The sequence below is a fragment of the Bacillus sp. JNUCC-21 genome (assembly GCF_041222765.1).
GTDB lineage: Bacteria > Bacillota > Bacilli > Bacillales > Bacillaceae > Bacillus > Bacillus velezensis.
Genome location: NZ_CP166019.1, coordinates 1,111,540 through 1,136,264, shown reverse-complemented (window position 1 = coordinate 1,136,264; position 24,725 = coordinate 1,111,540). Strand labels below are relative to the sequence as shown.

The following is a 24,725-nucleotide window of genomic DNA, read 5'->3' as shown; positions in this document are numbered from 1 at the left end:
CTGAAATCCATGAGCTGCGGAAAACACCATGGCCGAGATGAAAGTTGTGTATGCGATGCAGTCGAGAAGATTTTAGCAGAACAAGAGGCTGTTGAAGAACAATGCCCGACTGGATGCTATACCAATCTGTTAAGCCCGACGGTTACCGGTAAAGATACCATCCCGTTTCTCTTGTTTGATAAAAAAGGCGGTTTGTTCTCCACATTCGGGAACGTCGGAGGCTTTGCGGATGACAGCCAGTGCTTCGAGTCTATTTTCTTCCGGGCAGAAAGAGTTTGTGATTGCTGCGCAACGCTTTCAGTATTGCGCCCCGTAGATGTGCACGGCGACACCCTCAGCGTCTGCCATCCTTGTGACCCGGATTTCTTCGGTTTAGAAAAAACAGATTTTTGCATTGAAGTTGATCTGAGCTGCTTCAGCGCCATTCAATGCCTTTCACCGGAGCTTGTTGACCGGCCTGAGCCGCACAAAGAGAAAAAGCATCACGGATAGTCATTGATTCGCATCTTTCCTAAAGAAGAATCCCCTTCCAACCTTCTATTACAGATGCAATCATCAGCCCGCCCGGATTTCCGGGCGGCTGACTCTCCGATATCGTTTAATCCGGTATATAAAACGTGAAGTCAGGAGGGATATTATGAGCAAGCATACAACATACTGTGTGCGTGAAGCGGTAGAAAATATTGAAGACCTGCAAAATGCGGTCGAGGAAGATTGCCCGGCCGGATGCTATTCCAACCTTTTATCGCCGGGTTTTTCATTAGGCGATACAGTGCCGTTTGTGCTTTTCACTTCTAAATCATCACCGTTTACCGCATTCGGAAATGTCGGCGAGCTGGATAACGGTCCGTGTTTTAACACCGTTTTTTTCAGAGTTGAAAGGGTCTGTGACGGCTGTGCCACATTAAGCCTGCTTATTGCTTTTGACGAGCATAAGCACATTCTTGATTTTACAGATAAAGACTCTCTCTGCGATGTATTCCGTTTAGAAAAAACGAACTATTGCGTTGAAGTCGATCTCCATAGCTTCTGCGCCATTAATTGCCTGAACCCGAGACTGATCAACCGCACACATTCTTAAATCAAAAAGCATAAAAATAAGCTGCCGGATTAAGAATTCAGGCAGCTTTTTGTATGGTTAAAATCCAAGCGGATGCAGCGAGGTAATATCGTCTATTGCGAGTTCTGCCGGCGCTCCGTTGCTTGTCGTCCGCAGGAAGATCGCATTATTTTTTCTGCCGACGATTACGCCTCTGTAGGTTTTCCCGTTGGCTTCTATCAGACAAAGGGTCCGCGGCATATTATGCGGCAGCTTCGTTAAGAAATCAATTTTTTCAAGAATGGACATTCTGCTCATCGGCTTTTTCACGCGCTTTGGCGGAACCTTTTCCTCTGGGGCGGCATTGTGAACCGCTTCAGGCTCTTTTTCAGCGGCATCAGGCTCTTTTTTAGCGGCGTCAGGCTTGGCAGTGTCCTGCTCTGCTTGCGCCGGAACTTCTTGAACGGCTTCTTCTGCGCGGCTGTGCTGTTCAGGTACTTGCTTTTCTGGTTCGACAGCCACTGCTCCTTCAGGCTGAGTTTGACATTCTTCCTCCCGCTTTCCATGCATCGGCTCTTCTTCCGGCGGCTGAGGCGCTTTCCTTTTTTTGATTAATATGTCCTGCATTGATGATTGCGTGTCTGAATAATCCGCCTGAACAATATACATGAGCGGTTTTTTTTCCGCGTTTCTGTTTTGTTTTGACATCTTCATCCCTCCGATTCTGTCATGTTTTATTTATATGACGGAATGATTAAAATCAGAAGAAAGAAAAAAGCAATCCCTGAAAGGGACTGCTTGTTATTTAACGTGCGGTAATATGGAATCCTGAATCAACGTGAAGATTTTCGCCCGTGATGCCTCTTGACAGGTCACTGAACAAGAATGCAGCCGTGTCGCCCACTTCTTCAGGTGTTGTCGTACGGCGCAGCGGCGCGCGCTCTTCAATTTCTTTCAGGATGGAGTTGAAATCACTGATTCCTTTTGCAGACAGCGTACGGATCGGTCCTGCTGAAATGCTGTTGACGCGGATGTTTTCTTTTCCTAAGTCAGCGGCTAAATATCTGACGCTCGCATCAAGAGACGCTTTTGCCACACCCATTACGTTATAGTTTGAAACGACGCGCTCTCCGCCGAGGTAAGTGAGTGTAACGATGCTTCCGCCTTCAGTCATAATCGGACGCGCCGCTTTTGCGACCGCTGTCAGAGAGTAAGAACTGATGTTATGCGCAAGAAGGAATCCTTCGCGGTTCGTATTTAAATATTCGCCGACAAGCTCTTCTTTGTTTGCGAACGCGATGCAGTGCGCGATGCCGTGAATCACGCCGACCTGCTCTTTAATGCTCGCAAAGCAAGTTTCGATCTCAGCGTCATTTGTCACATCACACGGAAGGATGATGGAATCATTTCTTTCTAATGTAGCCGCAAGGTCATGAACTGATTTTTCCAAGCGCTCTCCCGCGTAAGTGAAAATGAGGCGCGCTCCGGCTTCATGCAGCGAACGGGCGATTCCCCATGCGATACTGCGTTTATTGGCAACGCCCATCACAACGATGTTGCGGCCTTCAAGTGAGAAATTCATATGTATAAAGCCTCCTGTAATCGTCTTAAAGACATAGTTTTAGTACCTGATCTTAATTTTTATCATATCATAACCTTGTCCAGATTGAAAGCATGGGAAAAAGACCGCGGATGTTGAAGCGGTCTCTTTTTTATCTCGTCTGCAGACTGTTCCTTTTAAAGGCAAAATGATTGGTCGGGCCGTGTCCCTCTCCAATGCCGAGCGTATGTTCCACGGCTTCCCGCACAAAATTGACGGCTGTCTCAAAGGCGGTCTGAATGTTTTTCCCCTTTGCCGTTTCCGCCGTCAGCGCGGCTGCGAACGTGCAGCCTGTTCCGTGGGTGTGTTTGGTGTCAATATAGGCGTGGCTGATTTGGGTAAAAGACGAACCGTCAAATAATAAATCAACGATCCTCCCTTGTTCAGGCTGGTGTCCGCCTTTTATGATGACATGCTTTGCACCAAGCTTGCAAAGGCGTTCGGCCGCTTTTTTCCGGTCCTCAAACGTGCGGATTTCCATTCCCGTCAATACCTCAGCTTCCGGAACATTCGGCGTCACCGCATAGCTGCGCGGAATTAACAGCTCTTTTAACGCGGCCTGAGATTCCTCACGCAGCAGGGAAGCGCCTCCTTTGGCAATCATGACGGGGTCGGTGATGACATGATCAAGCCCGTACTGATCCGTTTTTTCCGCAATTTCCGCAATCATTTCTGCGCTCCACAGCATTCCCGTTTTTACAGCGTCAGGCCGCAAATCTTCCGCCACCGCGTCAATCTGGCTGCCCAGCGCTTCCCGGGTGAGCGGATAAATGCCGTGAACGCCCAAAGTGTTCTGGGCGGTTACCGCTGTAATGGCTGACATCCCGAAAACGCCGAGCTCCTGAAAGGTTTTGAGATCCGCCTGTATACCGGCGCCGCCTCCTGAATCTGATCCGGCAATCGTCAATGCTTTGCATATGCTCATGATGTTTTTCTCTCCTTTCGCATTATCCGATCCATTTATGATAAAAGGATTTCGCTCTGCTGATATCACTTGTGCCGTGTATTAATGCTCTGCCGTCACGAAACAGTACCATCTTGAAATTGTCTTTGCAAAACGAAATTAAATACGGGTTGGCTGAAACATCAAGCCCTGTCCGTCTGAGCTGTCCCGCAAGTTTTTGCAGATCAAACTGTTCAGAGATCCCCGCTCTGATCTGCACCGTGTTCCGCCCGCACAGAACCGCCGCTTTTGTCTGATTTTCATAGGATAAAAACGGATAATCGTTTGTGCCGCAGCTTGGGCAATCAGCCGACTTAAGACGGGCGACGTTTATTTCTGACCGTTCATTTTTCCATAAATCAAAGGAACGGAGAACATGCTCGATAGATCCGCCCGTTAACAGCTTCAGCGCATCTGCTGCCTGAAAAACGGCCGTCTGCAATACAGCCGGGCTGATGATTCCCGCCGTATCGCATGTCATACCGCCTAAAGGCAATGTCTCAAGCAGACAGTGAAGGCACGGCGTGACACCGGGAATGACGGTAAAAGAGAGCCCGTAGCTGCCGACACAGGCGCCGTACAGAAAGGGAATCCCTTTCTGTACAGCCGCATCATTCACAATCAGCCTCGTTTCAAAGTTGTCAGCGGCATCCACGATGAGGGAGGCGCCACGAATCAATCCGGGTGCGTTTTCCGCAGTGACATCCATGACAAATCCCTCGACCTCTACATCACTATTTATAGATCGAAGCCGTTTTTCAGCCGCCGCGGCTTTCGGCATTTCCTGTCTGACATCTTCTTCGGTATAAAGCTGCTGGCGCTGGAGATTACTCCACTCCACATAATCTCTGTCAGCGATCGTTACCTTCCCGACCCCTGCTCTGACAAGCATCTCCGCACTTGCCGTCCCAAGCGCACCCGCGCCGATAATCACGGCATGAGACGACCGGAGCTTCTCTTGGCCGGAGGGACCGATCGGCTGAAACAGCTCCTGTCTGGAATATCTGTCCGTCATACCGGAAGACCGTCTCGCGGACTGCTTGCAGTTCCGTAATCTTTCACCGGAATTCTCCCGGCTTCATAAGAAAGGCGGCCCGCTTCTACGGCAAGCTTCATCGCCCTGGCCATTTTGACCGGATCATCAGCGCCTGACACAGCGGTATTTAACAGCACGCCGTCAGCCCCGAGCTCCATCGCGTAGGCGGCGTCTTTTGAAGATCCGACACCGGCATCGACAATGACCGGCACCTTCGCCTGTTCAATGATAAAGGAAAGATTCAGCGGATTTAAAATTCCCTGACCGGAACCGATCGGCGAAGCGCCCGGCATAATGGCATGCACTCCGAGCTCCTCAAGACGTCTTGCGAGCACGACATCATCTGACGTATACGGAAGCACGATAAATCCCTCTTCGAGCAGCTGTTCTGATGCTTTCAGCGTTTCAACCGGATCAGGCAAAAGTGACCGGCTGCATCCGATGACTTCTACTTTTATCATGTCACAAAGCCCTGAAGCTTTGGCAAGCCTTGCGATTCGGACCGCCTCTTCAGCCGTTGCGGCGCCGGCCGTATTCGGCAGAAGCGTGTATTTAGACAAATCAAGCTGTTCGAGAAAGTTAGGCTGAGACTCTTCAAAGATGTTCATCCGCCGCACCGCAAAAGTTAAAATATCTGATTCGGAGACAGCCACCGCCTCTTTCTGAATCTCAAAACTCGGATATTTTCCCGTTCCTAACAGCAATCTTGACTGAAACTGTTTTCCGCCTATTGTTAACATCCTCATCCGCCTCCTACAAAATGGACAATTTCTATGACATCGCGGTCACACAAACTTGTATTTTCATAATTCTTTTTTTCAATGATTTCTTTATTTCTCTCCACAACTACGATTCTTTGATCAAGCTGGTACGATTCAAGCAAATCCTGAACCGTCCCCTCATTTCGATTCCAATCAATTTGTTTTCCGTTCAGCTGAAGGATCATATATGAACAGCCTCCTTGCGATCAATTCGAAACGCTTCTTCCCATTCCTGTTTGACTTGTTGCCCCAAGATTATATCCCGCACCATTTCAGCCGTTGCCGGCGCCAACAGGATGCCGTTCCGAAAATGGCCGGCGGCGAAAATGATGCCGCTGTCTTCAGGATGCCGCCCGATAAACGGCTTTCCGTCTCTTGTTCCCGGCCTGAGGCCCGCCCAAAACCGGTCTATTTTCATATGTTCGATGGCGGGAAGCATGGTTTTCGCTTTTGCAATGACAGCCTCAATTCCTCCGATGTCAGGCGTATCGCTCCAGTCACCCTGTTTCATCGTGGCGCCGATGACAAGCCGGCCGCTTTTTCTCGGGACGACATAACAATGATCATGGTAAAGGGTTTTGGTCAGCGGGGTATCGTCATTCCACACGGAAAGGCATTCTCCTTTCACAGGAAAAAAAGGCTGTCCCAAGCCGAGCTGGCTGAAAAACCGGCCGCTCCATACCCCGCTTGCAACTGCGACTTTGTCAGCGTAAACATCCCCGCCGGACGTTGTGATGCAATATTCTCCGTTCACCCGTTTTACGGAGGTGACTTGTGTATGCTCATATATATCAGCGCCATAGCATCGCGCTCCTTTTGCATACGCTTTGCAAACATAGTACGGTTCGACATGGATATCGTCTTTTATAAAACTTGCGCCGAGAATGTCTTTAGAAGCGTAAGGCTCTTTTTCAAGGGCACCTTCCGCTGAAAGCCAAGTGACGGAAGGCAGATCATCCATCTTCCGTAGACGGGCGATATCTTCTTCGGTATACGCCAGTTTAAGCATTCCGCCGCTATGGCGCCTGATGTCAATGCCGCAAGCTTCCTCAAGCTCTTGCCCCGCCGCTTCATACAGCCTTTGACTGTGCATGGCAAAATCAAAAAACGCATCCCGGTTTTCGCATTCCGCATGAGCGCCCAGCATTCCCGCGGCAGCGCTTGTCGTTTTTCGGCCGACTTCTCCGGCTTCAAACAAGACAACGTTTTGCTGCGTCTTCGCCAGCTCATAAGAAATGGCGCACCCGATAATTCCGCCGCCGATAACCGCCGTATCATAGTGCTTCTTCATAATCGGCCTCCCTTACCGCGCGTGCATACCGTTTTGCCGCCTCCTCGGGATTTTCAGCTGAGAAAATACCTGACATGACGGCAATTCCGTCCGGTTTCGCCTGCTTTGTGTGTCCGATCGTCTGCAGTGTCATTCCGCCGATTGCGATGACGGGGATGGAAAGCGTGCGTTTGATCTCTGAAAGCATGCTGATGCCTCTTGCTTCAAGTCCCTGTTTACATTCGGTTTCAAATACATGGCCGAACACCACATAATCCGCATCTTCCTTTTCAGCTTGGATGGCTTCTTTCAGCGAATGAACCGAACGTCCGATATGAAGATGGGGAAATCTGCTTCGCACCTGCTTTACGGAAAAGCTGCGGGACGGAAGCTGAACACGGTGTATGTTGGCAAAAAGCGCGATATCCGCCCTGTCATTGATGATCAATTTGTCCTTATCCGCACCGCCCTTTTTCAAAAGGGACAAAAGCTGCATGATTTCTCCCGCTGTTTTATCCCGCTCACGGATATGGATAAAGCTTACTTCGCGCTGAATCGAAAGAATATCCTCGGCCAGCTCGGCAACGGGTTTGCGATTATCAGTTACCGCGTGCAGCTCCAAAAGATTCCACCTCTTTTCCATCCTTCTCGGACCAGCCTTCTTTTTGATAAGCCATTCCCCAAAATTGATATTCATAATAGCTTGAAATCACAAAATTCTCTTTCATTTTCGCGCGGATGTCCTCTGTGCTGTTTTCAGCAATCTCATCAAAACGGCTGATCTGTTCTTCGACCTGCTGTCTGAACCAGTCTCCGCCGTATGTACCGATCCATTTTTCATAAATCGGATGCTCCGGTTTGCACTCTTTTAAGTGTTCGCCGACTTCATAATAAAGCCAATAACAGGGCAGAAGCGCAGCTAATATTTCTCCAAAATTCCCGCTCATCACCGATCTGTACATATGAGACGTATAAGAATAGGCGGTCGGTGCCGGTTTAAATGCCGCACGCTCTTCTTCCGTAATCCCTAAAAGCTCCGTAAACTCGCGGTGCAGCGCCATTTCCGCTTCATATGTCCCTTGAGCGTGGCCCGCCATCCTGCCCGTCGTAAACAAGTCTTCGGCATATGCGGCGCCGAACGCCTGAACTTTTGCAAAATGCGTCAAATAGTAGGAATCTTGCAGCACGTAATAGCTGAAACGGTCTATCGGCAGGCTTCCGTCACCGATTCCCGTTACAAACGGATGAACAAAACTTCCGTGCCACCATTCGGCAGCCGCCTGTCTGCATTCTTCAGAAAATGTCATCATGTCTTCCCCCCTGATAAAATAAAAAAACCACTTTCCCGCATCGGAAAAGTGGTTTGGAATTTAAATGGATAAAAGGAACCCCAAAAAAATACCGCTCCACTTCCCTACGCAGGTCTGAACCTGTTCAAGTTATGAGGGTCTAAAAGTCTCACTTTTATCTCAGCCCTTATGAAGGACACCCCTAGTGGTCATACGATTAATGATTTATTTGTTATGCCTTCTATATTATCACGAATTGCAATTTGGTCAAGCTTCAAGGATTTTTCTCAGTTCCGACACGTAGTTGCGCGAGCCCGTGACGATGAGACGGTCTCCTGTTTTCAGCCGCGTGTCTCCGTGCGGAACGATGCTGTCCACACCTCTGAAAATCCGGACGAAAATCACATCGCCCATCAGCGGAAATTCCCGCAGAATGATGCCGTTATACGCCGGGTTTTCCAGATTGATCTGATATAACGAAGACTCCTCATTCGTCAGGAGGCTCATCACGCCCGGCGCCTCAATTAATGCGCGCAAGAGCGTCTTTGTAGACAGAAGGATAGAAAAAATACTGATGCCCTCTTCTTTCAGTTTTGTTTCATGCTCAACCGAGCCGACGCTTGCGATGATACGCTCAGTCCCTTTCTCTTTCGCTATTAAGGCGATTTCGGCGTTCACATCTTCATTTCCCGTCGCCACGACAAGAATATCCGTTTTGAAAATACCGTGCGACTCAAGCGTGCCGGGCTCGTAATCAGAAATCGTGTCAACCGAAAAAACGGATTCCGCAAGCGTTTCCCCGGCATTTTCCTGATACACATGGACGACCCGTACTTCATATTCCTCATCGGGCAATTCCAGCGTAACCGGAAGTGTCATTTGGTTGGCGCCGATAAATGTAATGCGCTTTTTTTCCTGCGGCGCACTTTGCCGTTTGTATAATTTCTTAAAGCCGATCGGCGTGATGATGCTGGCAATAACCGCAACTAAAGTCAGCGCGCCGGACATATTGGCGCTGATAATGTGGAGCCTTTCTCCGATCGTAGCCGCCGCGATAACAAGAGACAGCGTGGACGTCAGCAAAAAGCCCGAAGCAAACACGGTTCTTTTGTCATACCATTTCTTTAAATAAAACACCGGAAACATTTTGCTGATAAACAGCGCAAGCAGAAGCAGCGGAATCATCGTTAATGTTTTCGGATCTTGGAAAAGCGTCCAAATGTCCAATTTCACCCCGACCATGACGAAAAAGATCGGAATTAAAAACCCGTAGCCGAATGAATCCAGCTGTTCCACCATTTCTTTATTCGGAGACAGAAGCGATACCAGAACGCCTGCCAAAAACGCGCCGAGAATATTTTCCGCCCCGAGAGATTCCGATAAAGCGACAAGCACGATAATCAGTGTGAAAATGGCTCTCGTGCCGATCTGCACGGTGCCTTTAGACATCGACTGCACAAATGAACGGTGTTTAAAGATCCTGCCGAAGAAATACAGCACGACCCCCGCGGCAAAGAGAATCAACAGAAGCCACATATTTCCGCTGTCTTCTCCGTAAAGAGAAGAGAAGAAAGCGAGCAGAATCATCGTAGCCAAGTCCGCGATAACGGCGACAAGCAGGATGATCTGGCCGATATTGGAGTTCATGATCCGTTCTTCCTTTAAAGTCGGGACCACCACACCGAGTGATATCGTCGAAATAATAAGCGTCATTAAAAATGCGTTTTGAATAAAACCGGCTAATACAAAGGCATAGGACAGCAGCAATGATAAAATAAAGATGCCGAAAAAGATAATCAGTGCGGCAGAAAACGTGTTGGGCGCTTCCTTGCCATTCGGAAGGAATTGTTTTTTCTTCCCTTTCTCAAATGAAGAAAAATCAATTTCCAAGCCGCTTAAAAACATTAAAAAGATAAAGCCGAGAACAGACAGCGTCTCCAGCCACGTGTCTCCCTGAACGACAAGATTCAGGCCGCTTTTTCCGATAATAAGCCCCATGATGATCTCCGCGACGACGACGGGGATGCTGAGCTTAAACCGATGTAAAAGGAGCGGCGTCAAAAAAGCGACGATCAGAACGACGACTAAAGATGCGACTGATGTGTGTTCCATTCGTAAATACCTCCTTAAAACAAGGGTTATAAAAGCCCGCTTAAAGCGGGCGAAACCTTACTTTTTTTTAAAAACATAACGCATATTCTAACAAGGCTGAACGCGAAAAAAAAGTGATAAGGCTTTATTTCTTTAATTCTTTTTTTAATTTGTGCAAAAACAGCGTAATTAGGTATAGGAATTAGCCGCATAATAAATAAAAAACCGTTAATAAGGAGGCAGACACGAATGGCTTATGACATCATCAGCGATATACACGGATGTTATGACGAAATGATCGCGTTAATACAAAAGCTCGGATATGAAGTGAAAGACGGAACGCCCGTTCACTCTGAAGGCAGGACGCTTGTCTTTGCGGGGGATTTAACGGACAGAGGCCCAAAATCCGTAGAAGTGATGCGTTTTGTGGCAAAAGCATATGAAAAAGGAGCCGTCCGTTATGTCCCGGGAAATCATTGCAACAAACTGTACCGTTACTTAAAAGGAAACCCCGTAAAGGTGATGCACGGACTGGAAACGACGGCAGCCGAACTGAAAGAGCTGTCTCCCGCCGACAGAACGGAAGTCTCCAGACAATTTATCCGATTATATGAGTCAGCGCCGCTTTATGACATTTTACATAATGGCGATCTCGTTGTCGCCCACGCCGGCATAAAAGCTGACGATATCGGTAAATACTCGCGTAAGGTAAAAGAATTTGTTCTGTACGGCGATATCACGGGTGAAACGTATCCCGACGGCAGACCCGTCAGAAGAGACTGGGCCGCCGCTTATGAAGGCAAGGCATGGATTGTTTACGGCCATACCCCGGTAAAACGTCCCCGGATCGTCAACCGTACAATCAACATTGATACAGGATGCGTCTTCGGCAATCAACTGACAGGCTTTCGCTTTCCGGAGCATGAAACCGTCTCTGTGGAAAGCTCAATGCCCTATGATGCCTCACGATTTCGCGAGGATCACGGAAGGCAGGCATGAAAAAAAGCCCGAAACCGGCAAACGGTTCGGGCTTTACATTTGTTCAATTAATGTTTTCATATCGTCAGGCACCGGAGCGTGAAAAACGAGCGTTTTTCCGGTCATGGGGTGTACGAATGAAAGCCGCTCACTGTGAAGAGCCTGCCGCGCAATTCCCTCATTTTTTCCGCCGTACAGTGTATCACCGACTAACGGGTGGCCGAGGTAGCTCATGTGCACCCGGATTTGATGCGTCCGCCCCGTTTCCAGCCGCAGGGCTGCAAGCGTAAACGCATGTCCCGCTTTTTCCGTTTGAAAATGCGTCACCGCTCGTTGTCCCTCCGGCGTTACCATCCGCTCAATAATACTGTCGTGTTTTCTTCCGATGGGCGCGTCCACCGTTCCTTCCTTCTGAGGCATGATCCCGTGTACGACAGCGAGATACCGCCTGCTGACAAGCCCCTTTTTCTGTGCTGCCGACAAAAGAGAATGGGAAAGCCGATGTTTGGCGATCAGCATCGCCCCCGATGTATCCCTGTCAAGGCGGGTGACAAGATGAACCGTTGATTGTACGCCGCTTTTTCGGTAGTGGCTGATCACTCCGTTAGCGATGCTCTCCGACGGGTGTTCTCTTGATGGAATTGAGGAGACATACGGCTGTTTATTGACCACAAGCACATGGTCATCTTCATAAAGAATATCAAGCGGAACCGGCTCAGGCACAAGCGTTTCACTCACATGCTCCTTCGGAAATTCAATCTTAAGCACGTCTCCTTCCGCTAACACGGCGCGGACGGTTACATGCTCTCCGTTCACAAGCAGGTCTCCCCCGCCGAATTTAATGTCAGCGAGAAGCCGCTTTGAAATGCCGAGCAGAGCCGTATATTCTTTTACCGTCATGCCGGCTTCCCGGGCAGTCATGTTCTTTTGGATAAAAAAGTTGTCCAATCCGTTTCCTCTTTCTATTCGCCTTTTCCGATAAAGGAATCCTGCACCCTTTTCCAAAACGGAAAAGGACGGAATCTTGCAAATCTGACTTTTTCATTTGCCACACGGCATAGAATGGACTTGACATCCTTATGCAGCAAGGTTAAATGATCAATTGTGACTTGAAAGTCGACGTCGTTTCTCGGTTTGATGACACAGTTATGATGATCGGGAAGCAAAAGCGGCGAGCCGACAGTCCTGAACACTCTGTTGTTGATGGATGCCATTTCTGCAAGCTGAATCGCTCTGATGGAAGGGTGGATGATCGCGCCGCCTAACGCCTTATTATAAGCCGTGCTTCCGGAAGGCGTGGACAGACATAAACCGTCCCCCCTGAACGTTTCAAACAGCTGGCCTTTAATTTCCACGTCAGCGACGAGACTGCCTTCTATGCTTTTGATCGTACATTCGTTCAAAGCCAGATACCGCTCCTCACGCTCTTCATCATGATAAGTGACAATCACCTCAAGAAGGGGATACTCCACGGTATGATACGGCGTTTTGGCAATGGCCAGAACGAGCTTTTCTATCTCCTGCGGAACCCAATCGGCATAAAAACCCAAATGCCCCGTGTGAACTCCGACAAACGCCGTTTTATCGAGACGGTCGCTGTACCTGTGAAATGCGTAAAGAAGCGTTCCGTCACCGCCGACGGAAATCACGATTTCCGGCTCTTTTTCATCCAAGGTCATATCAAAATCGAGTAAATACGCCTGTATTTTGCTTTTCAGTGTATCTGAAACCTCGTCTCCTTTTGAAGAAACGGCAAATTTCATGCCATTCCCCTCCTTTCCTACTGGTGGTCTCCCGCTTTTTTCTTTCGCGAGAACGCGGCTTGGGCTTCCTGGATTTCTCCGCGGATTTCTGACATTTCTTCATCGAGCCGGGATGCGGCTTCTGAGGCCCGCTGCAGCCTCAGCTTTACTTTTTCGGGAATGTTCCCGCTGTATTTGTAATTCAGTGAATGCTCAATGGTTGCCCAAAAGTTCATGGCAAGCGTCCGAATCTGTATTTCCACAAGAACGTGCTTTTCTCCGGACGTTGTTTGTAAAGGATATAAAACGACAAGGTGGTAAGACCGATATCCGCTTTCCTTATGCTCTGCTATGTAATCCCGCTTATCGACAACGGTAAAATCTTTTCTGGCAAACAGCATATTTTTGACGATCTGGATATCATCGACAAATTGGCACATAATACGCAGCCCCGCGATATCCTGCATCGTTTCAATCTGATGAAGCGGTATGCTTTTTCGTCTCGCTTTTTCAAGTATGCTCGCCACCGGCTTCACGCGGCCTGTCACAAACTCAATCGGTGAGTGGTCATCTTCATACTCATAAAGGGTTCTGACGCCTTTCAGCTTCACCTTTAATTCTTCAACAGCCTGGCGGTATGGCGCTAGAAATTGCTCCCATTGTTTGTCATCCATCGTACATCCCCCAATTCCGAACCTGTTCTAAAGAAATACGCTTTTCACTTTTTCTTCCATATCTCCGTAGTTTGCATTATCTTTAATATTTTCAAGAAGATAATCGAGTTCTTCATGCAGCCCTGAAAGTTCAACCGTTTTTCCGCCGGCCTCAAGGACCGCCGGTTTTCTTTGGTCTAAGGCTTCTTTCAGATCCGGCCAGATATGTTCTTTTATAATGACATATTCAAAAGAGTCAGCTGATTCAAGTATGTATACAAAAGCAAAGTGATCGGAATCAACAAGCATTTGACCTGAGGCTTTGCGTTCCGCTCCGCTTAAGTCCTCTCCGCACTTCAAGCGGAGCGCGTCTTCTGTTAATGATGCATTTTGGATTTCAATTCTCTTTTGCATAATGTTCTCCTTTTTTAACAAAGTACAGCATTTATTTTATCATATCAAGGTCGATATTGATAAACGTAACCTCTAAAGAGATAATGGGAATTATACAATTTTTCGTCCTGAAAGGAAGACTGTCATGACCCAAGAAATAGAAATTGAATTCAAAAACCTGCTGACAAAATCAGAATTTCTGAAGCTGAGTGAAGCACTCTGCATGAAAGAACATGATTTTAAACAGCAGGTCAATCATTATTTCGACACGAAAGATTTTTCCCTGAAACAAAAAAAATCAGCACTCCGCATCCGAGAAAAAGACGGCGCGTTCGTTCTGACGTTAAAAGAGCCTGCCGCGGTCGGTCTGCTGGAAACCCACCAAGAGCTTGCGGCATTTGATCTTGACGTCTTCAAGATTCCGGATGGCCCCGTCAAACGTCAGCTGGAAGGTCTCGGAATCAACTCAGAACACATTTGCTATTTCGGGACGCTGTCGACCGCACGCGCGGAAAAAGAATCAGAAAAAGGCTTAATCATTTTAGATCACAGCCGATATTTAGAGAAAGAAGACTTTGAATTGGAATTCGAAGCTGCTGACTGGGATGAAGGAAAACGGGCGTTTGAACAATTGCTCAAGCAATTCGGCATCCCAGAGCGGATCACGAAAAATAAAATACAGCGTTTTTATGAACAGAAACAAAAAAAGGTGGAATGACACAGTGAATATCACGAATTGGGCGGCCCTTCTCCAGCTGCAATCAATGGCGCTGCAATCAATCTCTCATACAAGCACGGCTTCAGGCGGACAATCTTCAGAAAGCCCGCTTGCAAATTTCAGCGCGCTGCTCAGCCAGTATACGGACACAGCCGTCCGGCAGCAGCCGGAATCGGGAATTTTAAACGGTGTGCGGACCGCTCACGCTTCATATTCACCGAGAATTCCCGTTTCATCCGGCTCCGCGGCTGCTTCACAGACCGCTTCCCCGGGCATAAAGTCTCCGGATGCGGCTTCTGATATCAGCACCGGAAACTTTTCAATAGACAGCGCCATTCAGAAAGCGGCCGAAAAATACGGAGTGGACGAAAAGCTGATCCGCGCGGTTATTAAACAGGAATCAGGCTTTAATCCGAAAGCGGTCAGCGGTGCGGGGGCAATGGGACTGATGCAGCTCATGCCTTCCACGGCAGAATCACTCGGGGTGTCAAACCCGCTTGATCCCGTCCAGAACGCTGAGGGCGGCACAAAGTACCTAAAGCAGATGCTCACGAAATACGACGGAAATGTATCTCTGGCGTTAGCCGCCTACAACGCAGGCCCCGGCAACGTAGATCGGTACGGAGGCATTCCGCCGTTTAAGGAAACACAGCAATATGTCAAAAACATAACCAAACAGTATTACGCGTAAACCAGAGAGGCTTCCTTCGCCCTCTGGTTTTTTTGCGGAGTGAAATCTTACACATGAATGAAGGCGATGTGATATGATATGAAATACAAGCGCCTGACAGAAAGGCACTTTGTTTGTAGAAATAAAATGTTATTGCTAAAATATACAGTAACTGAAGATAGTAAAACTGAAAGATAAATTCGCAATGGGAATTATGATTCCTATTAGCCATATAAAGGAGTAGTCAACATGGGACAATCGTTTAACGCACCATATGAAGCGATTGGAGAGGAACTTCTATCGCAACTTGTTGATACTTTTTATGAGCGTGTCTCGTCTCATCCCTTGCTGAAGCCGATATTTCCAAGTGATTTGACTGAAACGGCCAGAAAACAAAAGCAATTTTTAACCCAGTATTTGGGCGGACCTCCTCTTTATACTGAAGAGCACGGACATCCCATGCTCAGGGCAAGGCATCTCCCCTTTCCGATTACGGACGAGAGGGCTGATGCGTGGCTAAGCTGTATGAGCAAAGCGATGGATCAGGTCGGGCTGGAGGGCGATATTCGTGAATTTCTGTACGGGCGTCTGGAACTGACGGCCAGGCATATGGTAAACCAGTCAGAAGCGGAGGATCGATCATATTGACGAATTATCAGCATGAGCAATACTTCGCCCATTGCCACGGACATCCAAAAAAACCGCTCGAAATTTACATGTTTGTCGACCCTTTATGTCCTGAATGCTGGTCGCTGGAGCCCGCCATAAAAAAATTAAAAATCAAATACGGACGTTTTTTTACGCTGCGGATCATTGTTTCCGCGAGCATTACATCGCTGAATAAGCAAAAGCGGAAAAAACACCTCCTTGCCGAAGCTTGGGAAAAAATTGCGAACCGTTCCGGGATGCCCTGTGACGGAAGCCTTTGGCTTGAGCAGGATCAGCCTCTTTCATCGCCCTACCTTGCCGCACTCGCTTTAAAAGCGGCCGAACTGCAGGGAAGAAAAGCGGGCATTCTGTTTCTCCGCAGCATGCAGGAAAGCCTGTTTGTTTCCAAGCAGAATATTACGGATGAAGACGTTCTTTTAGAGATTGCCGAAAAGACGAAATTGGATGTTGAAGAATTCAAGCGCGACCTCCATTCGCAAAGCGCGGTAAAAGCGCTTCAGTGCGATATGAAAATCGCGGCGGAAATGGACGTCACCGTCAACCCGACATTGACGTTCTTTAACAGCCTGCATGATGATGAAGGGCTGAAGGTTCCCGGCAACTATTCTTATGACGTATACGAAGAGATCTTATTCGAAATGCTCGGGGATGAACCGAAGCCTTCTGAAACGCCGCCTTTGGAATGTTTCATTGAATATTTTCGGTTTGTCGCATCGAAAGAAATCGCACTCGTTTATGATTTGAGTCTAGAAGAAGTTGAAAAAGAAATGAAAAAACTGGCATTCGCCAAAAAGGTCGCCAGAGTGGAAGCAAAGCACGGTCTGTTTTGGAAATCTCTGGCCGGCACCCAGGAGGATGTCACCTGTTGTGATCATTAAAAAAAGCTGATTCCTTACGGAGCCGGCTTTTTTTGTGCAAATAAAGAAACCGCGCCGGGATAAGCGCGGTTTCATATGTCTTAACGACAACAAAGGGGATGGGAGAAATTTTTCACGGTCAAACAAAGGGGTAATGTTTGTTTGTGATCAATTTCACATCCTTATCATATCAAATCTTGTCGAGTTTTGACAAGCCATAAGATTAATGTTCATATTTTTGTCACAAAACATAACTGACTGCTTGTTTTCATAGAATATATCAATGAAAAACAAGGAGGGAAATCAATGCTCCGCACCGTATTGATCATCGGAATGATTGTGTTTTTCTTCTTTTTAAACCTGCTGGCCATGATGCACATGCTGCCGATTTACATTACATCTCCCCTGCTGTTTCTGTCCATATTGTTTGCCCTGTATCGGCTGAATCACAGAAAAACGTTTAAAGGGTTTTAGAAAAAGCCTGCGCATCTTATGCACAGGCTTTTTTGAACTACGAAGGGTTCACTTTCGAAAGAAGCTCTTCCATTTCGTTCAGTTTCTCTTCAAACATTTTGCAGGCCGCCTCGATCGGTTCAGGCGATGTCATATCGACTCCCGCTTTTTTCAGTATGTCGATCGGATATTCCGAGCTTCCCGCTTTTAAGAATTCGGTGTAGCGCTCCACCGCAGGCTTGCCTTCTTTTAAGATCTGGCTGCTCAGCGCTTGGGCCGCACTGTAGCCTGTCGCATATTGATACACATAATAATTGTAATAAAAATGCGGAATTCTTGACCATTCCAGACTGATTTCTTTATCAATCACCATGTTGTCACCGAAATACTTTTTATTCAGATCATAATAAAGTTCGTTCAGCAGTTCAGGCGTTAGCGGCTCGCCTTCCTGCGCTTTCGTATGAATCAGATGCTCAAATTCAGCGAACATCGTCTGTCTGAACACTGTGCCTCTGAATCCTTCAAGCATATGGTTGAGCAGGTACAGACGCTGTTTTTCATCCTTTAAGCTGTTCAGCATATATTCACCGAGCAGCGCTTCATTGGTCGTTGAAGCGACTTCAGCGACAAAAATGCTGTAGTTACCGTACGGATACGGCTGATATTTTCTCGTATAGTAGCTGTGCACGGAATGGCCGAACTCGTGAACGAGCGTAAACAGATTATTGACATTGTCATGCCAGTTCATCAAGATGTACGGATTCGTGCCGTATGTACCGGACGAATAAGCACCGCTGCGTTTTCCTTTATTTTCGTATATATCGACCCAGCGGTTTTCAAGTCCTTCTTTTAAAATAGACGCGTATTCCTCGCCCAGCGGAGCAAGTCCTTTGAGCATATACTCTTTCGCTTCCTCATATGTGACCTTCATTCCCGAATCTTTTACAAGCGGTGTGTAAAGGTCATAAATATGGACTTCATCAAGGCCGAGAACCTTTTTCCGCAGGTCAATGTAACGGTGTAATAACGGAAGATGTTTATTGATCGTTTTAATAAGGTTATCGTAAACTTCTTCAGGGATGCTGTTATTGGATAAAGCCGCTTCCCGTGCTGATTTATACTTTTTCACACGGGCGTAAAAATTATCTTTTTTCACAGTGCCGCTGAGTGTAGTCGCCATCGTGTTTTTATACTGTCCGTATGTTTTATATACGGCTTCAAATGCGTTTTTGCGGACTTCACGATTGCTGCTTTCCAGGAAATTAATAAAGTTGCCGTGTGTGATTTGAGTTTCCTTGCCGTTTTCATCTTTAATCGACGGAAACGTAATATCGGCGTTATTTAAAACACTGAATGTATTGGAAGGCGACGACAGCGCTTCTGAGGCTTCCGCAAGCAGGGCCTCTTCTTGTTCGCTCAGCACGTGCGGACGCTGTTTTGTAATTTCTTCAATTGCATGGGAGTAAAGTTTAAGCTCCTCTTTTTCCAGAATAAACTGGTGCAGCTTGTCCTCCTGAATCGCCAGAATTTCCGGTTCAATGTAAGCAGTCGCGCTGGCAGCCTGGGAATACAGGCTTGCGGCTTTGTCGTTCAGCCCTTGGTAGAAAGAATTTCCCGTATCCTGGTCTGAGCGCATATGCGCGTATGCATAAAGTTTCCCAAGGCGGTTCGTCACTTCATCCTGTGCCGTAAGCGCCGCGTATAAATTATCAGCCGAATGAGCAAGCGTGCCTTTAAAAGAAGATAAATTCGGGATTAATTCTTTAACTGCTTGAAATTCTTTATTCCAGGCCTCATCACTAGGAAAAATATCCTCTAGTCTCCATGTATGCTCTGCCTTTACTTCACTTCTGTCAGGCAGCTGTGCTGCTTTATTTTCCTCAGTCATGGTGATCCCCCTCGTTTTCTTTACTTCAAGCCAATTGAAAAAACGATTGTTTCTCCAAAAACTTGTGTTGTGATTATCTTCCGGCTTTTCACTGCCTTTTGTCAAATCATATGCGGCATATAAGACCGAGCATACCAATAATACAGTGAAAAAACGAAAACAAACTGCTTGTACGCCCCTCACATTCGCCACCACCTTGACGTTAGGGTGAACGAAATGAAGCATTCTCATTCCCCAAAAAAGAGCAGATCCCGCCGGCGCAGCTCTTCTGCCGTTTGAGGGAGCTTCCGTTGAGATGAGGGCATATATACTTCATTCTCAATTTCCCTTAAAAAATCCTGCAAGCATAAGAAATCAGCATATTGTTTTACCGCCATTCTGATAAGGCTATCTTGTGAACCATACCGCATCCGGATCTCCTTACGCCTGATTTTTTGCCGCAAATCATGAACCATGCCGGATAATCGGATCGGCGCGCCTTTTTTAGAAAGTTCCGCAAGCCGCAAGTATAAATGGCTCTGCCACACAAAAACGGGACTTGCAAACACAAAGCCCGCTGAAACGGGAATAAACACTTCAGAGGGGAGAAATGGAAATGCGACCTGATGTCTTTCGTAAAAAAGACGCCGGATAAGACCGGCATCTTCAGATAAAAACCGCCCGCTTTTGTTTCGGAAGCCGGCTACGGCACGTCCCCACGAGGGAAGTCTGACGCTGTGCCGCCCTTCCGGATGACATATGTCTTTCAGGTTTGCTTTATGAAGAGGGATTGTGGTTAAGCCGGCATAAGAATAGCCGGTGTAAAACGGAGTGATGGAATGCAGCCTGTAAAAGGAGCGGGCGTCGGGACAGTAAAACATTAAAGAGGAAAATGAATGGACTGCAAAGAACTGCCAGTGAAAAGCAGAAAGCCGGAAAAATTGCGCGGCCATCCGTTTTAACCGTTTTGCCCCGATGATCCAGACCGGCCGGTACCCGGCGTTTTTCAGGCCTGCCGTCCGGCTCTTTAAAGAGTCCGCCGAAAGGTTCGCACATTGAAATTCAAAAGCCAGCCTCTCTTCTCCGCTTTCCGCCGTCAAGTCAGGCCGCTGTCCAGCGGAAGTCAGATACGGTTCCAGGCTGACGCTGCACCCTTGTGTCTTTAGCCAGAGAAAAAGCTGCCTTTTTCCTTCCAGATGGTATTCGCTTTCAGGTTCGGATTCCCCCGGACACAGCCTGCTTTTTTTATGAGCGAAGTGCGGCAGTTTCTCCCGTCCCAGTTTGATATCAAGCTCACTTTCGCAAACGGGGCAGAACCAGCGTTTCTTTCTCAGCTCCGCCGCTTTTTCCTTTGAATAGCTTCCGGCCAGCTGAATGAGCCGTCCGTCGGCAGTCACAGCACTGAACATGTTGCATCTTCTCCTTTCCTGAATCTTGTTGTATTCAGCAGGAAGAAGATATAATCCTGTTTGCGGATGAGAGCCGTTATACGGTTTTCAGCCGTTCATCCTGTCATTCAGAACAAAAAAAACCGATTTCTGCTGAGAGAAATCGGTTTGTTATGATGCAAAGTGTTTTTTTATTGTATATAACGCATGATCAGCGATCACCAATTTGCCGTATTCTTCAAGACGGTGAATGCTGACTGATGATTCGTGCGCGTACTCCAACAGGATGCTTAGCTGATTTTCAACCTCTTCATCAGTTTGCTCATAAAAATCTGCATATAAATAATATCGGTCTTCAAACGAATACAGGGTCGTTTTGATTCCGTTAAGATTCAATTTTGATAGCGAGATGAGATCCTCAAAATCATCGAACCGCAAAGTGAACTGAAGCTTTTGCTCCTTATCTTCCCGGCTCTCGGCCTGCTCTTCTTTCTGGAAATCATCAAGTAAAGCATCGAGATTTTCATCTGCCGGCTCTTGTTTTTTATCTTCCGGGATCGGCAGTTCGAGTTTTTGTCCGTCCTTGGAAAGCTGGGCTTTTGTTACGATTATTTCCAGTCCTTTGTCCAATGCCTGAACCTGAATCCAAAGAGGACCCTCGACAGCGAATTCCTCTTCATCATGCACTTCATCCATGACTTCCCAGAACAGTTCTTCACTGCGCTCGCGATTGTACCAGATTTCTTCTCTGTCAAAACCGCGATCTTCAATATCACCATAAGACATATAAAATTTTACAGTATGCTCATTAATTCTTTCTATTTCCATTTTGCCAACCTTCCCTTCTTTATAAGATGTTGAAGGGACATCTAAGCTCCCGATGAATAGTACTTTACTACACTTTACCCATTCCGTCCACATCTTAACCTTATAGAAGACAGCGCAAATTCTTTATATTTCTATTTTATGATAAAACAGTTATAAAAGAAATAAAAAAGCATTTTCACACCGAAAAACAGGCTTTCTCCCGGTTCCCATCATAAATAGCGCACTTCTTCATATATTAGCTGTACAAGCAATCGATCTATAAGCGAGGTGTTACCATGCCGCACGATTACCTGCTGTCCCTTCTGCTCATTATCGGAATTGACCTTATTCTCGGCGGTGACAATGCCGTCGTCATCGCGATGGCCAGCCGGAATCTGGCCCATAAACAAAGACAGCAAGCGATCATCTTCGGAACGTTTATCGCAGTCGTCTTGAGAATCGTTCTGACGAGCGCTGCGGTCTATTTATTGAATGTTCCTTTTTTGCAATGCGCAGGCGGGGTATTTTTATTGTATCTCGGCTATCAGCTTCTGATTGAGAAGAAAGATGCGCAGCATGTGAAAAGCAGTTCTTCTCTTTGGAAAGCCATCCGCACAATCGTTATGGCTGATATCTTTATGTCGCTTGACAATGTCATCGCAGTAGCCGGCGCTTCTCACGGTGAGCTGACACTTGTAGTGATCGGTCTCTTCATCTCGGTGCCGATTATCATTTGGGGCAGCAAGCTCGTTCATGCCGCCATGGACAAAATGCCTTTATTGATGTACGCCGGAAGCGGTCTTCTCGCATTTACCGGCGGTGAAATGATTGCCGGAGACAGCAAGCTGTCATTTTTCATGGCAGAACACGGCATTATACAAATGATGCTGCCGATTTTGACCGTCGTATTTGTTATCCTCGCCAGTATGATTTACCAGCAGACTGAAAAATAAAAAAAGCCCAAACCACGATGGTTTTGGGCTTTTTCCATGCTTATCGTAAGCTTATATCAGTTGGCAAGACGCTGTGCTTCTCTTAATTGGAAAGAACGCACTTTTCTTGGCAGGAATCGTCTGATTTCATCTTCGTTATAGCCGACTTGCAGACGTTTTTCATCAATGATGATCGGACGGCGGAGCAGTCCCGGATGCTCATTGATCAAAGTATATAAGTCTTGAAGCGGCATAGATTCAACATTTACGTTCAGTTTCTGGAATACTTTAGAACGGGTAGAGATAATTTCATCCGTACCGTCTTCAGTCATACGCAGAATCTGCTTGATCTCATCAATTGATAACGGCTCGGAGAAAATGTTTCTCTCTACAAACGGAATCTCGTGCTCTTCAAGCCAAGCTCTTGCTTTTCTGCATGACGTACAGCTAGGTGATGTGTATAATGTAACCATTAATCTTCACTCCTCTAATTAGTAGGATGAACATGTTTGTATTCTCAAATTGAAATGACTTTAAAAAAGGAATCTTTATAGGTATTATACTATAAAAAAGTAAGTGTGAACAGTCTCCTGAGAAAAAAATGTGTCAATCCGGCAAATTTACGGCTGGCGGATGTTTCCCCATTCTCAATTAGCTCAGCTGATCGAAAATGTTTTTTCGTTTTTTCTCATCAATGACTTTGAGAACTTCATCCGTTTTTTCGTATGATTCTCCGTACCATTTTTCATCTTTATAAGTGTGAATGTTTTCATATGTCTGTTTCATTGCTTCAAACATTTCTTCTTCTGATTCCGTCTTAGGTGACCAGTACAGAATCTCCATTTTGTTCACTTCATTCGTAGCCAATGACCGGCGCCGATACCCGATTGACTGCGCGTGCTTGAAATGCTCTCTTTGATAAAAACGCAAGCGTTTCTGTGTATCCGTGTCATCCTCGTCAACAGGCTCCACCTCAAGCAGAATCGGCTTGTTTTTCTTTTTCAGCCTGCCGATCAGCTTACTTCCGAGGCCTTGTCCTCTGGATTTCTTTGACACAAACAGGTAATCAATAAAGATGAAAGAGTCAAATTCCGCATACATCAGCACGTGGTACTGCCCCTCTTCTTTATGATAAACATCGCTTTGCTCCTTTAACAGAGCCTCCATATGCGCTTTTGATTTCATTTCTTCAATCGGAAAATATTCACTCAGCTTTTCGTACCAGTTCATTCATTTGCTCCTTATGGGTTCGTTGTCTTCACACTTTTAGATATACCCCATTTCCGATTGTTTAAACAATCTTACATCTATTAAGACGTGTGATCCTTTAACATGGTTTCAATTTTTTTAAAATGGTGTGTAATCGACGTTTTGGGTATAGCGGTTTGCCGCGTCCCACAATAAAAATTCGTCAATTCCTTCATCATGCAGCGCTTTAACCTGGTCTTCCACCTGGCGTTTCCCGTACTTTTGATAATTTCCGCTGCCGAGATATGATGCCGTGAAGTCCTGAAGCCACGGACGCGATACAGGCGGGTGTTTCAGCTTAGACAGTTTTTTATTTTCCACCTTCGCATATTCTTTGACGACTTTGTAAGGCTCAAGATCCGGTTTATCAATGCCGAAATAGCTTGTCCAATGGCTCGGGTAAATCATGGATGAAATGACATCGACCTGTTCTGAAATTTTGCTGAAATTCTGGCCGATCCCAGGCGCTTCCGGCAGCGTGGCTGAATAGCCGAAAATATCAACCGACACATCCGCGCCGTACGGCTTGAGTTTTTTCTTCGCATAACCGACAAAATCGGTGACGGCGTGAACGCGTTTTTGCACATTGCTGTCTGCTGTTTTTCCGTAATCGCCGTGTCCGTATGTCAGTTCGTCATCACGTTTTTCAAATCCTTCAGGAAAACGGACATAATCAAATTGAATTTCTTGAAAACCCATCTTTACGGCTTGTTTTGCAATCTTTACATTGTAATCCCATACTTCTTTCATAAACGGATTGACGAACGATTCGCCGCGGCCGTTTTTCCAGACACTTCCGTTTTTTTCTTTAAAGGACCACTCCGGCTTTTGGTTCGCGAGTTCGCTGTCTTTAAATACGACAATACGCGCTATCGGATAGATCTTTTTTTCCTCCAGCTTTTTCATCATCTTTTTTGGGTCTTTGATGTACGGCTTGGCGATTTTGGCATACTCAGAATGGCCGTCCGGCTTAAAGGTGAGGTTTCCGTTGTCATCCTTGACATCAATCACCATTGTATTGAGCTCCGTTTTGTCCACAAAGTCTGTCAGCTCCCCGAATTTGCTTCCTCCCGCTGAATGCCCTGTGACGTAAATGCCCCGCACCTTATCAGGATGTGAAAAATGCAGCCCTGATGGATAAGCGAACCGTGCATTTGATTTCGGCAGTTCTTTTTCGGCCAGCGCTATTTTTACAAGCGGCTGCTCCTCTTTCGCAGCGGCGTGGGCCGGATAAGCACCTGCACTGATAAACAGTCCCGCACAAATGGCGCACAAAATGGTTTTCATACTGATCTCCCCCTTTTTTTCCATTATAGAAAAA

General features: G+C 46.8%; 29 protein-coding genes and 1 riboswitch. Of the genes, 9 read left to right on the top strand and 20 right to left on the bottom strand.

The features are described from left to right. Positions 1–9 precede the first annotated feature (9 nt). Positions 10–492, top strand: a complete 483-nt coding sequence (locus JNUCC21_RS05895) for a CotY/CotZ family spore coat protein (protein WP_003154995.1) — start codon at positions 10–12, stop codon at positions 490–492. Positions 493–637: 145 nt separating this feature from the next. Then, entirely contained in the window at positions 638–1,081 is a 444-nt protein-coding gene (gene cotZ / locus JNUCC21_RS05890; RefSeq protein ID WP_003154997.1) for a spore coat protein CotZ, read from the top strand. A 57-nt stretch (positions 1,082–1,138) separates the two neighbouring features. Here cotZ and JNUCC21_RS05885 read toward each other — a convergent pair whose 3' ends face one another. From JNUCC21_RS05885 to JNUCC21_RS05840, 10 genes are all read right to left on the bottom strand, one after another. Next, positions 1,139–1,747, bottom strand: coding sequence for a CotO family spore coat protein (locus JNUCC21_RS05885; protein ID WP_007409092.1), 609 nt, complete (start codon positions 1,745–1,747; stop codon positions 1,139–1,141). A 97-nt stretch (positions 1,748–1,844) separates the two neighbouring features. After that, the gene (gene fabI, locus JNUCC21_RS05880; RefSeq protein ID WP_003155001.1) at positions 1,845–2,621 is read right to left on the bottom strand and encodes an enoyl-ACP reductase FabI; all 777 of its coding nucleotides are present in this window, start codon (positions 2,619–2,621) and stop codon (positions 1,845–1,847) included. 130 nt (positions 2,622–2,751) lie between these two features. Continuing rightward, positions 2,752–3,564: a bifunctional hydroxymethylpyrimidine kinase/phosphomethylpyrimidine kinase gene (gene thiD / locus JNUCC21_RS05875; RefSeq protein ID WP_015417222.1), complete on the bottom strand. Its 813-nt coding sequence runs from the start codon at positions 3,562–3,564 to the stop codon at positions 2,752–2,754. 22 nt (positions 3,565–3,586) lie between these two features. After that, positions 3,587–4,597, bottom strand: coding sequence for a thiazole biosynthesis adenylyltransferase ThiF (thiF, locus tag JNUCC21_RS05870; protein WP_369878676.1), 1,011 nt, complete (start codon positions 4,595–4,597; stop codon positions 3,587–3,589). Continuing rightward, the gene (thiG, locus tag JNUCC21_RS05865; RefSeq protein WP_007610655.1) at positions 4,594–5,364 is read right to left on the bottom strand and encodes a thiazole synthase; all 771 of its coding nucleotides are present in this window, start codon (positions 5,362–5,364) and stop codon (positions 4,594–4,596) included. Before thiG ends, thiF begins: the two co-directional genes overlap by 4 nt. Then, positions 5,361–5,564 (bottom strand): sulfur carrier protein ThiS, encoded by a 204-nt coding sequence (gene thiS, locus JNUCC21_RS05860; RefSeq protein ID WP_007409096.1) that lies wholly within the window; start codon positions 5,562–5,564, stop codon positions 5,361–5,363. Before thiS ends, thiG begins: the two co-directional genes overlap by 4 nt. Next, on the bottom strand, positions 5,561–6,670 hold the full coding sequence (gene thiO, locus JNUCC21_RS05855; protein WP_007610647.1) for a glycine oxidase ThiO: 1,110 nt from the start codon (positions 6,668–6,670) through the stop codon (positions 5,561–5,563). Before thiO ends, thiS begins: the two co-directional genes overlap by 4 nt. Further along, positions 6,654–7,271: a thiazole tautomerase TenI gene (gene tenI / locus JNUCC21_RS05850; RefSeq protein ID WP_369878675.1), complete on the bottom strand. Its 618-nt coding sequence runs from the start codon at positions 7,269–7,271 to the stop codon at positions 6,654–6,656. The genes thiO and tenI overlap by 17 nt, the downstream gene beginning before the upstream one ends. Next, complete coding sequence (gene tenA, locus JNUCC21_RS05845) at positions 7,249–7,956, bottom strand: thiaminase II (RefSeq protein ID WP_369878813.1); 708 nt, start codon at positions 7,954–7,956, stop codon at positions 7,249–7,251. The genes tenI and tenA overlap by 23 nt, the downstream gene beginning before the upstream one ends. Before the next feature lie 87 nt (positions 7,957–8,043). Then, positions 8,044–8,152: riboswitch (TPP riboswitch) on the bottom strand. 53 nt (positions 8,153–8,205) lie between these two features. Beyond that, positions 8,206–10,050 carry a monovalent cation:proton antiporter family protein gene (locus JNUCC21_RS05840; RefSeq protein ID WP_025284561.1) on the bottom strand — a complete coding sequence of 615 codons (1,845 nt, stop codon included), beginning with the start codon at positions 10,048–10,050 and terminating at the stop codon, positions 8,206–8,208. Positions 10,051–10,278: 228 nt separating this feature from the next. Between JNUCC21_RS05840 and prpE the strand changes: the two genes are divergently transcribed. Then, the gene (gene prpE, locus JNUCC21_RS05835; RefSeq protein ID WP_061046900.1) at positions 10,279–11,028 is read left to right on the top strand and encodes a bis(5'-nucleosyl)-tetraphosphatase PrpE; all 750 of its coding nucleotides are present in this window, start codon (positions 10,279–10,281) and stop codon (positions 11,026–11,028) included. A 33-nt stretch (positions 11,029–11,061) separates the two neighbouring features. On the opposite strand, the gene JNUCC21_RS05830 is transcribed toward prpE, so the two are convergent. From JNUCC21_RS05830 to JNUCC21_RS05815, 4 genes are read right to left on the bottom strand one after another with little or no spacing between them, the layout of a single operon-like run. Continuing rightward, positions 11,062–11,955: an RluA family pseudouridine synthase gene (locus JNUCC21_RS05830; RefSeq protein WP_369878674.1), complete on the bottom strand. Its 894-nt coding sequence runs from the start codon at positions 11,953–11,955 to the stop codon at positions 11,062–11,064. A gap of 14 nt (positions 11,956–11,969) precedes the next feature. After that, on the bottom strand, positions 11,970–12,770 hold the full coding sequence (locus JNUCC21_RS05825) for an NAD kinase (RefSeq protein ID WP_003155018.1): 801 nt from the start codon (positions 12,768–12,770) through the stop codon (positions 11,970–11,972). Between the two features lie 17 nt (positions 12,771–12,787). After that, on the bottom strand, positions 12,788–13,423 hold the full coding sequence (gene yjbM / locus JNUCC21_RS05820; protein ID WP_007610625.1) for a GTP diphosphokinase: 636 nt from the start codon (positions 13,421–13,423) through the stop codon (positions 12,788–12,790). A gap of 27 nt (positions 13,424–13,450) precedes the next feature. Beyond that, on the bottom strand, positions 13,451–13,816 hold the full coding sequence (locus tag JNUCC21_RS05815) for a hypothetical protein (protein WP_003155020.1): 366 nt from the start codon (positions 13,814–13,816) through the stop codon (positions 13,451–13,453). Between the two features lie 124 nt (positions 13,817–13,940). Between JNUCC21_RS05815 and JNUCC21_RS05810 the strand changes: the two genes are divergently transcribed. From JNUCC21_RS05810 to JNUCC21_RS05790, 5 genes are all read left to right on the top strand, one after another. Beyond that, positions 13,941–14,513, top strand: a complete 573-nt coding sequence (locus JNUCC21_RS05810) for a CYTH domain-containing protein (RefSeq protein ID WP_007409104.1) — start codon at positions 13,941–13,943, stop codon at positions 14,511–14,513. A 4-nt stretch (positions 14,514–14,517) separates the two neighbouring features. After that, positions 14,518–15,204 (top strand): lytic transglycosylase domain-containing protein, encoded by a 687-nt coding sequence (locus JNUCC21_RS05805; RefSeq protein ID WP_007409105.1) that lies wholly within the window; start codon positions 14,518–14,520, stop codon positions 15,202–15,204. Positions 15,205–15,432: 228 nt separating this feature from the next. Beyond that, positions 15,433–15,831: a thiol management oxidoreductase gene (locus JNUCC21_RS05800; RefSeq protein WP_003155023.1), complete on the top strand. Its 399-nt coding sequence runs from the start codon at positions 15,433–15,435 to the stop codon at positions 15,829–15,831. Then, positions 15,828–16,730: a protease adaptor protein SpxH gene (gene spxH / locus JNUCC21_RS05795; RefSeq protein ID WP_003155024.1), complete on the top strand. Its 903-nt coding sequence runs from the start codon at positions 15,828–15,830 to the stop codon at positions 16,728–16,730. Before JNUCC21_RS05800 ends, spxH begins: the two co-directional genes overlap by 4 nt. A 285-nt stretch (positions 16,731–17,015) precedes the next feature. Then, on the top strand, positions 17,016–17,183 hold the full coding sequence (locus JNUCC21_RS05790; RefSeq protein ID WP_003155026.1) for a hypothetical protein: 168 nt from the start codon (positions 17,016–17,018) through the stop codon (positions 17,181–17,183). 37 nt (positions 17,184–17,220) lie between these two features. Here JNUCC21_RS05790 and pepF read toward each other — a convergent pair whose 3' ends face one another. The 3 genes from pepF to mecA all read right to left on the bottom strand — a co-directional run bounded on the left by pepF (position 17,221) and on the right by mecA (position 21,245). After that, on the bottom strand, positions 17,221–19,050 hold the full coding sequence (pepF, locus tag JNUCC21_RS05785; RefSeq protein WP_094031915.1) for an oligoendopeptidase F: 1,830 nt from the start codon (positions 19,048–19,050) through the stop codon (positions 17,221–17,223). Positions 19,051–19,277: 227 nt separating this feature from the next. Further along, entirely contained in the window at positions 19,278–20,438 is a 1,161-nt protein-coding gene (locus JNUCC21_RS05780) for a competence protein CoiA family protein (protein WP_072588980.1), read from the bottom strand. A 150-nt stretch (positions 20,439–20,588) separates the two neighbouring features. Beyond that, positions 20,589–21,245, bottom strand: coding sequence for an adaptor protein MecA (mecA, locus tag JNUCC21_RS05775; protein ID WP_003155032.1), 657 nt, complete (start codon positions 21,243–21,245; stop codon positions 20,589–20,591). Between the two features lie 275 nt (positions 21,246–21,520). Between mecA and JNUCC21_RS05770 the strand changes: the two genes are divergently transcribed. Beyond that, complete coding sequence (locus JNUCC21_RS05770) at positions 21,521–22,177, top strand: TerC family protein (RefSeq protein WP_015417213.1); 657 nt, start codon at positions 21,521–21,523, stop codon at positions 22,175–22,177. 56 nt (positions 22,178–22,233) lie between these two features. On the opposite strand, the gene spx is transcribed toward JNUCC21_RS05770, so the two are convergent. From spx to JNUCC21_RS05755, 3 genes are all read right to left on the bottom strand, one after another. Continuing rightward, positions 22,234–22,629 carry a transcriptional regulator Spx gene (gene spx / locus JNUCC21_RS05765; protein ID WP_003155034.1) on the bottom strand — a complete coding sequence of 132 codons (396 nt, stop codon included), beginning with the start codon at positions 22,627–22,629 and terminating at the stop codon, positions 22,234–22,236. Between the two features lie 178 nt (positions 22,630–22,807). After that, complete coding sequence (locus JNUCC21_RS05760; RefSeq protein ID WP_007409110.1) at positions 22,808–23,386, bottom strand: GNAT family N-acetyltransferase; 579 nt, start codon at positions 23,384–23,386, stop codon at positions 22,808–22,810. A 117-nt stretch (positions 23,387–23,503) separates the two neighbouring features. Beyond that, positions 23,504–24,691 carry a putative glycoside hydrolase gene (locus JNUCC21_RS05755; protein ID WP_369878673.1) on the bottom strand — a complete coding sequence of 396 codons (1,188 nt, stop codon included), beginning with the start codon at positions 24,689–24,691 and terminating at the stop codon, positions 23,504–23,506. Between the last annotated feature and the right edge of the window lie 34 nt (positions 24,692–24,725).